The sequence below is a fragment of the Microcoleus sp. PH2017_35_SFW_U_B genome, assembly GCF_020737865.1.
In the GTDB taxonomy this organism is placed as follows: Bacteria; Cyanobacteriota; Cyanobacteriia; order Cyanobacteriales; family Microcoleaceae; genus Microcoleus.
Genome location: NZ_JAEQDE010000046.1, coordinates 47014 through 61709, shown reverse-complemented (window position 1 = coordinate 61709; position 14696 = coordinate 47014). Strand labels below are relative to the sequence as shown.

Annotated in this window: 13 protein-coding genes; 8 read left to right on the top strand and 5 right to left on the bottom strand. The window is 46.2% G+C overall.

The window, feature by feature from the left end:
* Positions 1-1058: 1058 nt before the first annotated feature.
* The gene (cax, locus tag JGK36_RS13355) at positions 1059-2180 is read right to left on the bottom strand and encodes a calcium/proton exchanger (protein ID WP_293186864.1); all 1122 of its coding nucleotides are present in this window, start codon (positions 2178-2180) and stop codon (positions 1059-1061) included.
* Positions 2181-2543: 363 nt separating this feature from the next.
* Between cax and nuoB the strand changes: the two genes are divergently transcribed.
* Complete coding sequence (nuoB, locus tag JGK36_RS13350) at positions 2544-3245, top strand: NADH-quinone oxidoreductase subunit NuoB (RefSeq protein ID WP_293186872.1); 702 nt, start codon at positions 2544-2546, stop codon at positions 3243-3245.
* Positions 3246-3423: 178 nt separating this feature from the next.
* On the opposite strand, the gene JGK36_RS13345 is transcribed toward nuoB, so the two are convergent.
* Together JGK36_RS13345 and JGK36_RS13340 are read right to left on the bottom strand one after the other, a co-directional pair.
* Entirely contained in the window at positions 3424-6111 is a 2688-nt protein-coding gene (locus tag JGK36_RS13345; RefSeq protein WP_293197114.1) for a ParA family protein, read from the bottom strand.
* Positions 6112-6121: 10 nt separating this feature from the next.
* Positions 6122-6556, bottom strand: coding sequence for a hypothetical protein (locus tag JGK36_RS13340; protein WP_293186866.1), 435 nt, complete (start codon positions 6554-6556; stop codon positions 6122-6124).
* 46 nt (positions 6557-6602) lie between these two features.
* On the opposite strand from JGK36_RS13340, the gene JGK36_RS13335 reads away from it, so the two are divergent.
* From JGK36_RS13335 to JGK36_RS13315, 5 genes are all read left to right on the top strand, one after another.
* Positions 6603-6797: a GrpB family protein gene (locus JGK36_RS13335; RefSeq protein WP_293186867.1), complete on the top strand. Its 195-nt coding sequence runs from the start codon at positions 6603-6605 to the stop codon at positions 6795-6797.
* Between the two features lie 4 nt (positions 6798-6801).
* Positions 6802-7095 carry an antibiotic biosynthesis monooxygenase gene (locus tag JGK36_RS13330; protein WP_293186868.1) on the top strand — a complete coding sequence of 98 codons (294 nt, stop codon included), beginning with the start codon at positions 6802-6804 and terminating at the stop codon, positions 7093-7095.
* Between the two features lie 147 nt (positions 7096-7242).
* Positions 7243-7659: a VOC family protein gene (locus JGK36_RS13325; RefSeq protein WP_293186869.1), complete on the top strand. Its 417-nt coding sequence runs from the start codon at positions 7243-7245 to the stop codon at positions 7657-7659.
* A gap of 429 nt (positions 7660-8088) precedes the next feature.
* On the top strand, positions 8089-8307 hold the full coding sequence (locus JGK36_RS13320; protein ID WP_293186870.1) for a hypothetical protein: 219 nt from the start codon (positions 8089-8091) through the stop codon (positions 8305-8307).
* Between the two features lie 328 nt (positions 8308-8635).
* A complete protein-coding gene (locus JGK36_RS13315; protein ID WP_293197113.1) occupies positions 8636-11419 on the top strand; it encodes a DUF3536 domain-containing protein in 2784 nt (927 codons plus the stop codon).
* A 70-nt stretch (positions 11420-11489) separates the two neighbouring features.
* On the opposite strand, the gene JGK36_RS13310 is transcribed toward JGK36_RS13315, so the two are convergent.
* Positions 11490-11621, bottom strand: a complete 132-nt coding sequence (locus JGK36_RS13310) for a hypothetical protein (protein WP_293182345.1) — start codon at positions 11619-11621, stop codon at positions 11490-11492.
* 48 nt (positions 11622-11669) lie between these two features.
* Between JGK36_RS13310 and JGK36_RS13305 the strand changes: the two genes are divergently transcribed.
* Entirely contained in the window at positions 11670-11903 is a 234-nt protein-coding gene (locus tag JGK36_RS13305; RefSeq protein WP_293182347.1) for a ferredoxin-thioredoxin reductase variable chain, read from the top strand.
* A gap of 547 nt (positions 11904-12450) precedes the next feature.
* On the opposite strand, the gene JGK36_RS13300 is transcribed toward JGK36_RS13305, so the two are convergent.
* A complete protein-coding gene (locus JGK36_RS13300) occupies positions 12451-13164 on the bottom strand; it encodes a response regulator transcription factor (protein ID WP_363319152.1) in 714 nt (237 codons plus the stop codon).
* A gap of 543 nt (positions 13165-13707) precedes the next feature.
* Between JGK36_RS13300 and JGK36_RS13295 the strand changes: the two genes are divergently transcribed.
* A complete protein-coding gene (locus JGK36_RS13295; protein WP_293182351.1) occupies positions 13708-14568 on the top strand; it encodes a phycobilisome linker polypeptide in 861 nt (286 codons plus the stop codon).
* The last annotated feature ends 128 nt before the right edge of the window (positions 14569-14696 follow it).

Genomic DNA, 14696 nt, shown 5'->3' with positions numbered 1-14696 from the left:
AAAAACAATTCTAGCGGTCGCTATTAGCCATGAGTCACCCACTATTTTCAGCCAATTTAACGAGTTGTGGACTTCCTTCTCGACCTTAACAGGCTGGCTAGTACAGACATAACTGCGGTTTACAAACCGGATAATTGAGCCTTGGTTTTCGGCATTGCAGATATCATAGCCTTTCTAGACTTATCTTGTCCAGCGAGCTTTAACTAAGTTTAGATAACTATTTCGCCCTGTAAGTTAACCTCTATCAAGTTTTACTTTGGCACTCTCAGCACTCTTGGTGACTGAGATTCTTGGTTCAACGAAGTCACTTGCTTGCGACTGGATTACTCCAGGTCAAGTAAAAGTGTCTTCTCCTGAAGCGTAAATTCCGGTATGCCCTACCGTACTCGATCGTCTCGATCTAGTCAGGTTTTCGTTCAAATACGAGTTTTCCTAGACGGCAACACCGATCGGTGTGACTGCGTACTCAACAATCCAGTTAAGTTTTTACGTTGTCTAGTTATACTCAATTTTCAACCTGCGACGATCGTATCACACCCAGTACAAGACTGATGAGCACTCTTGATTTAAATCCTTCGCGTCGCTAATGTCAAGCGGAGTGAACTCTAGCTCGTTTTCCGCTTTCCATTGTACGATCGCTCCGGAGCACTCTGGAAGGAAGAAATAAAAGAGAGGGAGAAAGGGGGAGAGGGGGAGAGGGGGAGAGGGGGAGATGGGGAGAGTGGGGGACAAACATCTGCCTAATGCCTTTTCCATCTTCCTTCCTTCTGCTTTCTTCCCTCTTCCCGATGACGGCATAACTGATGGGTAATCGGGAATTCTATCCGTTACATCCGTTAATAACTGATGGGTAATCGGGAATTCTATCCGTTACATCCGTTAAATCCCGCACATTGCGAGTAAGGCCGAACTTCCTTCTGCTTTCTTCCCTAGGACTTCCCTCTTCCCGATGACGGCATAACTGATGGGTAATCGGGAATTCTATCCGTTACATGAGTTAAATCCCGCACATTTCTCGTTGCCGAACTTCCGACTTCACGCTTGACTTCTTTACCCTTTTAAACGAGTCCTTCGATTACGGGATGGAAGAAAAACGCCAGCGCCAAAACCGCATAAGCAGCCAACAGCAAAGTACCTTCAAGCCAGTTAGACTTGCCATCAGAACTGATAGAATTCGCAATCAGCACCGACACCGTAACTGCTACAAGTTCAAACGGATTGAAGTTCAAGTCCATCGGTTGGCCCACGATAAAACCCACCAAAACCAACAGCGGGGCAACAAACAAAGCAATTTGCAAACTCGAGCCCATAGCCACAGAAACCGACAAATCCATTTTATTTTTCATCGCCACCGTCACCGCCGTCGTGTGTTCGGCAGCATTGCCAATAATCGGCACTAAAATCACCCCGGTAAACAGTGATGTCAGCCCCAAACGCGCCGTCGCTTCTTCTAGACTACTAACCAGGAGTTCTGACTCGATCGCCACCATGACGGTACAGGCCAACAGTACCGAAATCCACAACGGTAGATTCACCTTGTGGTCGGGACTGTCTGGTGCTAAGTTACTTTCGGCTAATTCTTCGAGACCTTCGACTTCTGCCACCCCTACATCGTAAAGATAACTGTGGGTTTTCATCGAAAACAGCAGAGTCAGCACGTAGACAATAATCAGGACTATCGCAACAGCGCTAGAGAGATTTTGCATAGTTTCCGGGGCGATGCCGATAGAAGTGACATTAACAGCCGTCGGCACCAAAATGGCAATCACAGCTAAGTTCATCGCGGAAGCATTCAACCGCGCGACTGTGGGCTGAAATTCTTGTTCTTTGTAGCGCAAGCCGCCTAGCAGCATTGCAAATCCCATCACCAGCAGTAAGTTGCTGATAATTGAACCGGTGATGCTGGCCTTAACAACATCTATTAGTCCGGCGTTGAGGGCGACGATGCCGATAATCAATTCCGTGGCATTTCCGAAGGTAGCATTCAGCAAACCCCCCAAGTTGGCGCCGAGGACAACGGCGATTTCTTCGGTGGCCGTACCCATCCAGGCTGCTAAAGGGATGATGGCTAGGGCGGAGGTGATGAAGATTGTGGAGGATTCCCAGCCGAGAAAGTGTCCGGCGATCGAAACTGGGATAAATAGCAGCAGGCTGGAAATTATGTTGGTTGTGTTTAGCATTTAAATTCTGAAAAGCTCCCAACCGTCAATCATAGCCTGCCAGCAAGTTTAGCCAAGGGGAGGGGGAAAGGAATTGGATGCTGGTTTAAGGGTTGGGGCGATCGCACTCACGTTTTTTGGTCAGAAGTTGGCGAAGATACTTAATAAAATTGAAAAGGTCGATCGATAATTTGAAAATGACTCAGCCGAGAACTAAGCTGCTACACAGATAAATTGCCTGTTCTGAAGATGAGAGAGTGCGCGAGTATCAAGATATCTGACAGTTCGTGGCGGGAGCTAAAATTCGATGCCAGAATTAGAGTGTCAACGAACAACCAACAGCTATATCGTTCCAGGAGTTTTGTCAACATGAATTCACCTGACATGACACGAGATATTGCTTCAGAAGATTTGTCGATCGCCAATCCGGCTGCTTATCCCGAAGTTACGCAACAGCTATCGGAAAACGTAATTTTCACAACCGTCGATGACCTTTACAACTGGGCAAAAATGTCCAGCCTGTATCCGCTGATGTTTGGCACTGCTTGCTGCTTCATTGAGTTTAGCGCCATGCTCGCTTCCCGCTTCGATTTGGATCGATTAGGTGTATTTCCCCGGATGTCTCCCCGACAGGCAGATTTGATGATTACCGCCGGCACGATTACCATGAAGTACGCTCCTGTGTTGGTGCGGCTGTACGAACAAATGCCCGAACCCAAATACGTGATTGCAATGGGCGCTTGCACGATTACGGGCGGAATGTTTAGTGCAGATTCTCCGACTGTTGTGCGCGGTGTGGACAAGCTAATTCCGGTGGATGTTTATTTACCTGGATGTCCGCCGCGGCCGGAAGCGATTATGGATGCGATCGTCAAACTCCGCAAGAAAATTGCCAACGACAGCTTGCAAGAAAGGCAAAAGACGGAACCAACCCACCGCTATTACACCCGCCCTCACCGGATGAACGTTGTGCAGCTAATTCACGACGGAAAATACCTGGAAACCCATCAGGTGCCGCCTGAACTTGTCGCATCGGGATTGCCTGTTGTACGGGAGTTGGAATCGATTCGGGCGATCGAAGCTTGACGATGATTGAAATCAACTAGCACAGGAGACTGCACCATTCCGCTTTTTTGTCCTCCCTCAACTGAAATGAACGCGATTTCACCAAGAGCCAGGTTGTTGGGGAGGATAGAAAGATGGTGTCATTTAACCATGCTCGTTTAGGTATGGTAGATGAAGTGGCAATGAAATTCATAATTTGCTACTTCGTCCCTGTACGAATCATCTTGAAACCATACACATAAATATCAGGAAACCCATAACGGGTTTCTTTCTGCCGCCATTTAGCCAGACCAATTTCAGTTAAAAAACTGGCAAATTCATCAAAGTCAGGATATATTTCCCGTACACTTTTCTGCCATGCGTTCTCAAGGTCTTGTCTGGTAGGTAAAGCTGGAACACCTTCTAGAGCTTCAAAAAATTGGCATAACTCAGGATATTCTTGTTTAATGGCATCACAACGTTCCTCTGATGCTTTTTCTAAACCAATCTCCAGAGATGTTGGTCGCAGTAAACGATCGGTTGGAGCCTTAACTGATGTTTGTCCTTTGTAAGTTAACTCCTGCTCTTTTGCTCCATCAAGCAAGGCACTTAAGCTGCGGGGAAAAGCCGTGTTATTTGAGTCTGATAAACGTTCGTAAACCCATCTATAAACATATTTAGCTTTGTCTCCGGTTCTTCGACGAATTCCCCACAATAAGTCTAGGGCGCGGTTTAAGGTTTCTTCATTAGCACTATCAATGTTTTCAACAGGCGAAGAACGATCGACTAAATTTTTAAATTCTGCTGATTGCATGGCTTGGCGAAGAGCTAATCGCAAGAAATCTACCCTTGTCCACTTCAAAAAAAGATCGCGTCCATTGAAGTGACTTTTATTGTCAAAATTTAAACGATTCCAAATGTCTTCTCGGATAAATATTTTAAAGCGAATTGATGTTAATCGACGGGCATCGCAAGCCTGAATAAGTTGAAACAAACCACTTAAAGCTTGCTGTCTCACTCCATCTTTTTCGGGGAAGTCTTCATCTAAATCATCATATAAAAGCCAAAGTGTTTGATTTTTATCCCGTTGCTGTTCGTTCAGAATGTCTAAGACATCCGACAAAACAAGTCTCAACTGCGAATCAGTTGATAATTGAATTAAGGCGAGCGTATGTTCAGACTGCCAGTTTTCTCCCGGCAGTCCCTTCAAAATGTTGCGTATACTTTCAAATTTAGGTTTTTGACTCCCTTTATCTGGCAGTTTTAAATAACTTGCTTGATAAACTCGAAATATCAGGTAGGCTCGCCAAAATGCCTCCCAAGTTCCCTCATTATCTTTTAGACTTTGATTGATAATTTGAAATTCATTGCGTGTTGGGCGACTGTTCTGGAATCCACCATGACCCGAGAGGAAAAATACAGAATCTAATCGATCGCGAGCTAGCTGTCTAGCCTTAGATTCATGCTTTAATAAAAGCAAGTAAAGTGCTGTCTTGCCAGTTCCTTTTCTGCCTCTGATTAGGCAAGTTGTCTCATCTAAGAATTTTTCAAAATTAGCAGTCTTCTGAAATAAAGCGAGAAGGTTTGACGTAGGATCGGCAGCATTTAAGGCTGGAAATTGAAGGCTTTCAATAATTTTCCAGCGTTGTTCGGTATCTGTTGCAGCTAGAATTTCCTGTGAGCGAATTTGATTAGTTTCTTCATCAATTAAGTTAGCAATTCGATTGTAGTAATCCAACAATCCTGTTACAGGATGACGATCTGCTAGAGCAATTGAGGGAAGGTAAGGTACTATTAATGGTTCTGCTATTTCAGATTGATACTCATCTAAGTCATCACCATTTTCATTTGGTTCATCTCGATCTATTTCGCGCTCAATGACTTTGCGTAAAAGCTGCCAAATTTCTGTAACTTTAGTCGTTCCAGTATCACTGATATCAGGAACAGGTGAAAATACAAAATTAATTGACAGCTTGCCAAAAGAATTGAGTGATTTTAAAAGAAGATCAATTCCTTGCCGATTTTGTTCGTTGGGAAACAAAAATATAATTGCCTCATCAGCAGCCTGGAGTAGAGATAAAGCACCCCATTCATTGATTCCAGTACGTGAATCCACCAAGATCACATCTGGTTTTAGCTGTTCTTTAATTTCACGACTAAAAATAGACCAGAGGGTTTCACCATTATCCAGAATAGTAGTTGCTCGCAGATCATCAACTTTAGCAATGTAGTCAAGACTTAAATAACCAGCAGGAACAATAAAGAGTCTTCCTGTTGCATCAGGTATTGTAACTTCACCAAATATCTTAGTGATTAAAATATTGGGTTCTAACTCTTCAGGCAAATAGGAGCGCTCATAAAAATAATCGACAATACCAAATTCAGGTAGTGGGTTTAAACTAAAAGCTGTACTTAAACCAGGCGCTTCTAAATCTAAGTCAACAGCCACAACTTTTCGACCGCGCATAGCTAAAATCCAAGCCACATGGGTTAAGGCAGTTGTTCGCCCCACTCCTCCTTTAAAGGAATAGAATGTAATGGTTCGAGGAATGCGGGGTTCAGGTTGAGAAAGTTGGGATTGATTTTGTGGATTTGCAGCCCACAAAGCTAAATCTTGCCAAGTTTGCACTGAACTTCCATTTGTAAGCTGTGGGCGTGACAAATTCAGGGAAATTGCTTCGTCTACCGTATATAAAGAAATAAAACCTGGGGATATTTTAAATTTCCTAAGGATGCTATGTACTCGTTCCTTTCGACGCTCGAAACATAAGCCATTAAAGGTATTGCTCACAATCGTCAAATTCAAAAGTCCAGAAGTAGAAATATTGATGTCAGTCCATTCCTGCGGACTCTGCACATAACAGTCTGTCAGCTCCCGTTTAAGTGATATTTGCCAGGTTTCCTGCATCTCTGTATCCTCAAAGTGTAGTAGCTTGCTTCTGTAGCCAACCTATGAGACCCTTATATGCAGACAGCCACTGCTTATAGTCTGGATCGTTAGGTTCACTACCAGAGTAGCGCATATCTATAAAATGTTGATTTTTGGGATTTTCAACTGTGACCAGCCATTTCATTACCTGTGGAAATTTCTGAATCCTATCATGCAGCTTATTATGCCGTCTCAAAGCATCTTGAAAACTATGTCCTGGATTAGTAAGTGTATGACCAGGAGTGTTAGAATCCGTTTTCCATTCTCGCTTGGCATTTTTGGGTAGGGAAGCGAATATCATTGATTTTAGCAGACATTCTATTGTCACACCAGCAAAGTGCATGGCCGCCACTTTTCTGGCAGAGTAACAAAGTATTTCGGTATCCTGATAGCGCTGTAAAAAAGCAGATTTGTAATCTTCCATTTTTGTTCGACGGTTTACTAACAAATGATACTAGCATCGGGAAACTGTGTCAAGTATCAAATCTGTGTCCCCTAAGGGTTTATCTCGCTTTAGTAGATCTGAAGAAGCGCAGCAATACAGCGAACTAAAACAAGAACTCGCCAATAAATACTATGATAATATTCAGGGGTACATGGACGGAAAAGCTGGATTTATTAAAGCAATGGATATGAAGGCTGCCAAGTGGAGAGCATCTGATTAAATCTATGATATTAGAAGTTGCAATTCTTGACATTAAACCTAATAGGACTGCTGAGTTTGAAATTGCTTTCAAAACAGCTTCAGCGATTATCTCTTCTATGCCGGGGTATATCTCGCACGAGCTGCAACGCTGCATAGAAAACACAAATCGTTATATTTTGCTGGTGCGGTGGCAAAGTTTGGAAGACCATACCGTTGGATTTCGAGAATCGCCAGATTATCAAATGTGGCGTTCCTTATTGCATCATTTTTACGACCCATTTCCAACAGTCGAACATTATGAAGTCATTTGGTCATGACTTACGCATTAAGACCAAAGAAACCGGGTTTTTAACATAATATATGATGTTCCCGTGAAATATATTTCTGAAAAAACGGTTTCTAACATCCGCTGCGTCCAGGAGTATTTGCAAAGTTTTAAGTCTAAAGCATGGAGGAAATTTCAAATGATTGATATCGGTTTTACTCACATCGCACTCCCAGTTTCCGATGTTGAGAAAAGTATTGAATTCTACTCGAAGTATGCTGGGATGCAGGTCGTTCACCGCCGGATTGATGCAGCAGCAGGTGTTGCTGTTGTATGGCTTTCTGATGGCACTCGTCCTTTTGTAATTGTGCTGATTCAGACAAACTCTGTACATCCAGTTTTGTCTCCGCTGGCACACCTTGGGGTTGGTTGCAAGAGTAGGGAATATATGGATTCTCTCTGCGATAGTGCACGTCAAGAAGGTGTGCTGGTTGATGAACCAAAAGATTCTGGATATCCGATCGGCTATTGGGCCTTTTTGCGAGACCCGGACGGTCATACTCTGGAACTATCCTACGGGCAAGAAATTGGATTTACGGTGGAGAAAGTTGGCTGAAAATAGGCTGTGCAGGGGCTGAACGGCACTTGCACGGCACGGTGAGGGCGGACGAAAGGAGCCGGGACAGCAGTCGCATATAATTGGAATAGTCCTGAACGGTAAATGTGCCATGCAGCAGCATCAACCGTCAATTGCTCGATCGCCCCGCGAGTATGTGAGTCTGTTTCCCCGCCCACCAAAAATGATGCTCGAATACCCCAACAATCGATAAAAAATAGACTTGAATTGCAAAAATCGGAAAACACCCTGAAATTATCTGCGTTGCATCGTCGGTTGCATCTGTCTGACATCTGCGCTTGAGGGAGCGATCGAAGACTTATGCAATTCAAGTCTATTATTGTATCGAGGCTGTTTCAGCAGTCGGCATCAAGTCGAGGTAAGACATGAAAATCCCCACGCACGCGATCGCATTAATGAGGCTATCTGTTGGCTTCCATAAGTTACTGGTGTCGGGTAAAAGTAACTTTTCACCAAGAAAACTCAACAAAAGATTTTGCGCCGACACAACGCAGCAATTTCGTGCAGCAGCCCCCCTCAGCCAAAGTTTTGCCTGCTGAGGGGTTTCACCCTATTGTTAACTTTCAACAGCACAACCACCATCGATCGCCAAAGATTAAATTTTTCCGGGGAAAACTTGCCATTTAATGAATAAGACTTTAAGATGCAGCAATGTAAATATAAACTCTCAACGAGCAGCCCTGCACGCACTAACCTGAAATGGGTCGAAAGTGCCACAAAGCAGCAACAGCTAACTTTTATAACTCTTTCAACAGCAAAGCATTGGCAGAAAAACTCAGGGATCGACGGTTGGTATATTGCAACGAATGCTTTGCTCGAAATACTACAAATGAATCAAAAATTATCTGCCAAAATTTAGCACCTACAGATGCCTAGCCCAAACGCCTGCTGCGTAAGGTTTAACTTACTGATTAGGCTGGTTTTCATGTCTTTAACTACTTGAGGATTCGATCGCATGGTTTCGATTTCTAAAACTCAGTCCAACGTGCTCTCTGTGTCTGCACCAACCGTAACGACTGCAACCCAAAGCACCGCCGCAACTGCAACTGGAGTGTGCGTGACGATTCACGGTCACTTTTACCAACCCCCCCGAGAAAACCCTTACCTAGACGCGATCGAGCGCCAAGGGAGCGCCTCTCCCTTCCACGACTGGAACGAACGCATTGACAACGAGTGCTACCGCCCGAACGCCTTTGCGCGCATACTCAACGATCGCGGTGAAGTCGCCGGGATCGTCAACAACTACGAATATCTCAGCTTCAACATCGGCCCGACTCTGATGAGCTGGCTGGAACGCTACGATCCCGAAGTTTACCAACGGATTCTGGAAGCCGATCGCAAAAGCTGTCAGCGCCTCAACGGTCACGGCAACGCGATCGCCCAAGTGTACAATCACATCATCATGCCGCTGGCGAACGAGCGAGACAAATACACCCAAATTCGCTGGGGGATCGCAGATTTTCGCTCTAGATTCGATCGCCATCCCGAAGGAATGTGGCTCGCCGAAACCGCCGTAGACTACGCCACCCTGGAAGTTTTGGTGGCTGAAGGCATTCGTTTTATTGTCTTAGCCCCCTCCCAAGCCGAACGCTGCCGCCCGCTAATCGCGCAAAACCAAGAAGGAGAGCAACAAACAGATGGCGAATGGCACGAAGTCGGCGGCGGCCAAATCGATCCGACTCGCCCCTACCGCTGCTATTTGAAGCCGGAAATGCGGTTGATGGCTGACCACCAACTTTCGCCCCTGAGCACTTACCACTTTACTCGCGGACACGGCCAGCAGTCCTCAGCCCCAAATCCTCACACTCCCTACATCGATATCTTTTTCTACGACGGCCCGATCTCGCGGGATATGGGCTTCAATGACGTTCTCAGCAGCAGCCACCACTTGGCTGGGCGCTTGGGTCAAGCAGTGCGGGGAGACCACAGACCGGCTCAATTAATCTCCGTGGCCACAGATGGCGAAACTTTCGGCCACCACAAAAACAGTACGGAAAAATGTCTCGCCTACGCTTTCACAGAGGAGTTTCCCCGCCGCGGCTGGACTGTGACGAATTATGCTCATTATTTAGGTCAAAATCCCAGCACTTGGGAAGTGGAACTCAAACCGGTGACGGCTTGGAGTTGTTCTCACGGGGTCGATCGCTGGCAAGATGATTGTGGGTGCGGTGGCGGCGGCGGGTGGCATCTCCTGTGGCGCAAGCCTTTGCGCGATACTTTGAATTGGCTGCGCGATCGACTGATTCCGATTTATGAGGAAGCGGGGCGCAAGCTGTTTTGCGATCCCTGGAAAGCCAGAGATGAATATATTGATGTCATCCGCGATCGATCGCCCGCGAATGTTGACAGTTTCCTCCAACGCCATCAAATTCGCGAACTGGATGCCGCCGAACAGGTAGACGCCCTGCGCCTGCTGGAAATGCAGCGCCACACTTTGTTAATGTTCACTAGCTGCGGCTGGTTTTTTGAAGAAGTCTCTCGCCCCGAAGGCGTGCAAATTTTGCGCTACGCCGCCAGGGCGCTGGAATTGGCGGGGGAAGTTGCTGGTGTTCAGCTAGAACAGGATTTTATCGATCGACTAGCCCTAATACCCAGCAACGTTGACTCTTTCAAAACAGGCGCAGAAGTTTACCGCCAACTGGTGACAACAGCCCAAGTCAGTCTCAAACAAGTCGCCGCCCACTACGCGATTAGTGCTCTGTTTGCCAAATATCCCCGCGAACAGCGAGTTTACTGCTATCAGGCCGAACAGCAAGATTTCCAAATTCAGCGCATGGGTTCGATGACTCTGGCTGTGGGTCAATTGCAGTTAACCTCGGAAATTACCCGGGAAACAGACGTGTTTGTGTTTGCTGCATTCCACCTTGGGGGCTGGGATTTCCACTGCTGCATTCAGCCTTTTGGCAGCCGCCGGTCTTACAATATGCTCAAAGAGCGGTTGTTTGGAGTTCTGCAAGAAGCTTCGGCGGCCCACGCGATTCTGGAAATGGTGCGGTTGTTTGGGGATCAGTCGTTTAGCTTGCGGGATTTGTTCGCAGAGGAACGCCACCGCATCGTCCAGTTGCTGAGTCAAGAAAATTTGACTCGCTTGGATCAACTTTACACTCAGGTTTATCGGGAAAATTACGGGGTGATGATGGCTTTCCATCGCGATGAGTTGCCGGTGCCGGTTGAGTTGCAAGTGGCTGCTGAGGTGGCTTTGGGACACCGCTGTTTGACGGCGGCGAAGGCGCTGGAACTGGAAACCGGAGACGCGGAACCTCTGCTGGCTGACATTGAAGCGATCGCCACTGAAGCCGGTCTCCTCCGCAGTCGGTTGAAGGTTCCTGAAGTTAAGCAAATTTTGGAACGGCTGGTTTGGCGATCGCTAGACACGCTGCTGCAAGCAGGATCGGGCGTAGATGAACGATCGCCTCTGGAGTTAGAAGCCGATATCCGGTACATCGAGCGTTTGATTGCTGTGGGCGATCGGCTGAGTCTGGGTTTGTGTTTGGACAAATCGCAGGAACTGTATTTCGATTCTCTGTACAGTCAAATTGTGCCTCTGTGTTTGGGCTGGCTGCAACGGCAAGCTACTTCGGACGGCGAAAATAAGGTTGACCCGGTTGCTTTAGATATCGTCGGCTCAGACGGTGGCTGGGAGTTGTCTTCGATCCGGCAGTTGCTGGAGTTGGGTCAAACTCTCGCCGTTGATGTTGAGTGTTGGTTGGATCAGTTAAGCCGATCGCTGGTCGATTAGCCTGGATCAATTCCGGCACAGCAGAATCCGCCCGATCGGTTTAAATGCCGATCGGGCGGTGGGGATCGAGCTAGAGTCGATCGGCATTCAGGCTTCCCGGAATCGAAGTACCGACAAACAACCGCCAATTTTCTTTGAGTATTCGCTCTACTTCTGTGGGAAGATGAAAAGACTGTCCCCAAAGCCAACAAGTGTTCTGCACTTGCAGGCTTTGTAGAGTTTTGAAGAAAGAACACTAAATTTTTTAGCTATGAAAATTGGCGATCGCGTTTGCGTTAAAAACTCTGTTGTTGTCTACCACCACCCGGAAAATCGCAGTCAACCAGTTGAGATTAAGGGTATGGAAGGAGAAATCGTGGCGATCGTTCACGAATGGCACGGCAGACCTGTCAGTGCCAATTGGCCGGTGCTAGTTCAGTTTGACAAAAAATTTCGAGCTCACTTCAAAGAAGATGAAGTCGAATTGGTTTCTGCTGAAGCCTAGCTTTAGTATTGTTTTGTGCTATTATATCCCCGACTTTTTATTAAAGAAGTCGGGGTTCTGCTTATTATATCCTGGACGAGCGATTTACCATAATAATATGCCGGCAAGAGCGGGTTTTTGAGCTTGTCAATTATTGGCGGGTATTGTTGTTGAAAGGGCCCTTACCATATTAATAATAGGCCGGACATGATATTACAGCAGAGTCCACGTTGATGAAGTAAACCGTAAGAGCCCCGTAGGGAAACGGCACTGCCGTGTCCTTTATCTCTGCCAAGGAATGAGAATTAAATAACTTACAATTTTTATTGTTCTTCTGGCCCATCCCACAAATATGTGTAAATTATTTAATTCGAGATCCTAAGCTGTTGCGTGCCGCAGTTAAATTCTATATTTCGATGACAATCGAGAATTCTCTTCCCCTCTCCCCGTCTCCCCCGTCTCCCCCGTCTCCCCGTCTCCCCGTCTCCCCCTCTCCCCCGTCTCCCCGTCTCCCTTGTCTCCCCCTCTCCCCCGTCTCCCCGTCTCCCCCTCAATTAAGTGAATGTTTTTACCGTGTAGTTTTCAATTCCAGAGGGGTTTTTATCATATTTGTACTGGAATCTGATTGCTTGAGACGATACCCCATACTGTGAACCGTCTCAATTAAATCTTCAGCAGCTCCCGCAGCTTTGAGTTTTTGACGCAAACCTCTGATGTGAACCTTGACAGTATTTTCTTCTGGTGGAGATTCCAACGACCAGACGTGTTCGATCATGACACTTCGACTGAGAACACGGCGACCATTTCGCAACAGAAGTTCCAGAAGCGCGTATTCTTTGGGCGTGAGATGGAGTGGGGTGTATCTATAGCTAACTTCATAGGTACTGGGGTTGAGGCGAATTTCTTCCCATTCTAAAATCGGCCCAGAAGTGCTACTACCTCGACGCAATAAGGCTCGAATCCGAGCAAATAGTTTTTGCAAGTCCACGGGTTTGACTACATAATCATCAGCCCCAGCATCAAGCCCATTAATTTCATCACTGAGGGTGTCACGGGCTGTGATCATCAGGACAGGCATAGTATAGCCGTGCGATCGCAATCGATGGCAGAGACTAATTCCATCAAGTTCTGGTAACATCAAATCTAGCAGCAGCAAATCATAGTTGAGCATCTTTGCTTGATGCCATCCAGATTCCCCATCGGTAACTATATCAACAACATAGCGCTGGTCTGTCAAGGCTTCTGCCAACGTTTCTGCAAGGCGCAGATCGTCTTCAACCAAGAGAATCCTCATAATCAAGAGGCTGGGGGAAAGTACAAAGCCACTTATTGACTTTTAGACAAGATTGAGTTAGCGAACCAGAGCGCTCTAATACCAATAGGGCTAGGGCGATCGCCATGCTGGCTCCTCAACATCTTATTCGCATTTGGGCCCCAAATTTTACCGATTTGCGATCGAGATGTCAACAAGTTTTGACCAAGAATTTCTGCATGTGGTACCCGCCACGTGATTTATCCCAAATCGAAAATCGAAAATCCTCTCTTCCCCCGAATTTATCCGTGGGGTCGCCTCTAAAATCTAAAATCTAAAATCTAAAATCTAAAATCGATTGACCCAAGGGAAGCTCAGAAACCATTGGCCAAAGCTTTCTTAACAAATATTGCCAAAAATCACGATTTATTACTTATTGAGAATCTTTCCGATTTCTTTACCATTTTCTGACTCATTTCTTTACTTGTTATATGTAATTGTAGGTGGGATCGGCACTTGGATGGGGTCAATTCTCCCACCCACTTGATAGTTAATTTGGGAGATTAGTGTTAAATGGCTTTTGGACCAGCTTCAAGATTGGGAGTGAGCCTGTTTGATGAAACCCCACCAATAGAGCGGGTTACAGGTAACTCCAATGAAGACCTTGAAACCATCATTCAGGCAGTATACCGACAAGTTTTGGGAAATGCCTACGTCATGGAGAGCGAACGCCTCACCGTTTGTGAGTCGCAGTTTAAACGCGATGAACTGACGGTACGGGAGTTTGTGCGTCGGGTTGCAAAGTCTGACTTGTATCGATCGCGATTTTTCGATAGTTGTGCTCGCTATCGGGCGATCGAACTCAACTTCAGACATCTACTTGGTCGCCCTCCGCTGGATCTCGAAGAAATGCGGAGCAAAAGTACCATTCTGGATACCAAGGGCTTTGAGGCTGAGATCGATTCTTATCTCGATAGCGATGAATACCAGAATACTTTTGGAGATGACATTGTTCCCTACATCCGGGGATACAAAACCGAAGCTTGTCAAAGCATGGTGCAGTTTACCCATACCTTCGAGTTGGTGCGAGGTGCTTGTAGCAGCAGCTTGAAGGGAAATCTGGCTGGTAAGAGTCCGCGTTTGAATTCCCTAGTAATTCAGGGCACGCCAACCGCCGTAATTTCTCCAGCCAGCAGCGGATCGACATTCCGCAATCCATCCGGTAGCGCTCGGACTCGTCATGGCGCTGGATCGGATGAAAACGGAAAAGTCTATCGCATTGAAGTTACCGGCTATCGCGCCAATGTGGTGAATCGGATTTCCAAGTTTCGCCGCAGCAACCAAGTTTACCTGGTGTCGTTTAACGAGCTATCCGAAACCTATCAACGGATTCACAAACAAGGTGGGACGATCGCTAGTATCACCCCTGTCTAGTTGAAAGTCGATCAATTTTAGATTTTAGATTTTAGATTTTAGATTTTAGATTGAAGAATTATTCGGGGCTTGTAATGAGAATTCGGAGCTTTGCTTCAATCAACAATCAACAATCAATCATCAAAAAT

Coding starts and splice junctions, on each gene's coding strand:
- JGK36_RS13330 (WP_293186868.1), top strand. CDS start 6,802: ATGATATTAGAAGTTGCAATTCTTGACATTAAACCTAATAGGACTGCT.
- cax (WP_293186864.1), bottom strand. CDS start 2,180: ATGCTAAACACAACCAACATAATTTCCAGCCTGCTGCTATTTATCCCA.
- JGK36_RS13325 (WP_293186869.1), top strand. CDS start 7,243: ATGATTGATATCGGTTTTACTCACATCGCACTCCCAGTTTCCGATGTT.
- JGK36_RS13295 (WP_293182351.1), top strand. CDS start 13,708: ATGGCTTTTGGACCAGCTTCAAGATTGGGAGTGAGCCTGTTTGATGAA.
- JGK36_RS13315 (WP_293197113.1), top strand. CDS start 8,636: ATGGTTTCGATTTCTAAAACTCAGTCCAACGTGCTCTCTGTGTCTGCA.
- JGK36_RS13305 (WP_293182347.1), top strand. CDS start 11,670: ATGAAAATTGGCGATCGCGTTTGCGTTAAAAACTCTGTTGTTGTCTAC.
- nuoB (WP_293186872.1), top strand. CDS start 2,544: ATGACACGAGATATTGCTTCAGAAGATTTGTCGATCGCCAATCCGGCT.
- JGK36_RS13345 (WP_293197114.1), bottom strand. CDS start 6,111: ATGCAGGAAACCTGGCAAATATCACTTAAACGGGAGCTGACAGACTGT.
- JGK36_RS13340 (WP_293186866.1), bottom strand. CDS start 6,556: ATGGAAGATTACAAATCTGCTTTTTTACAGCGCTATCAGGATACCGAA.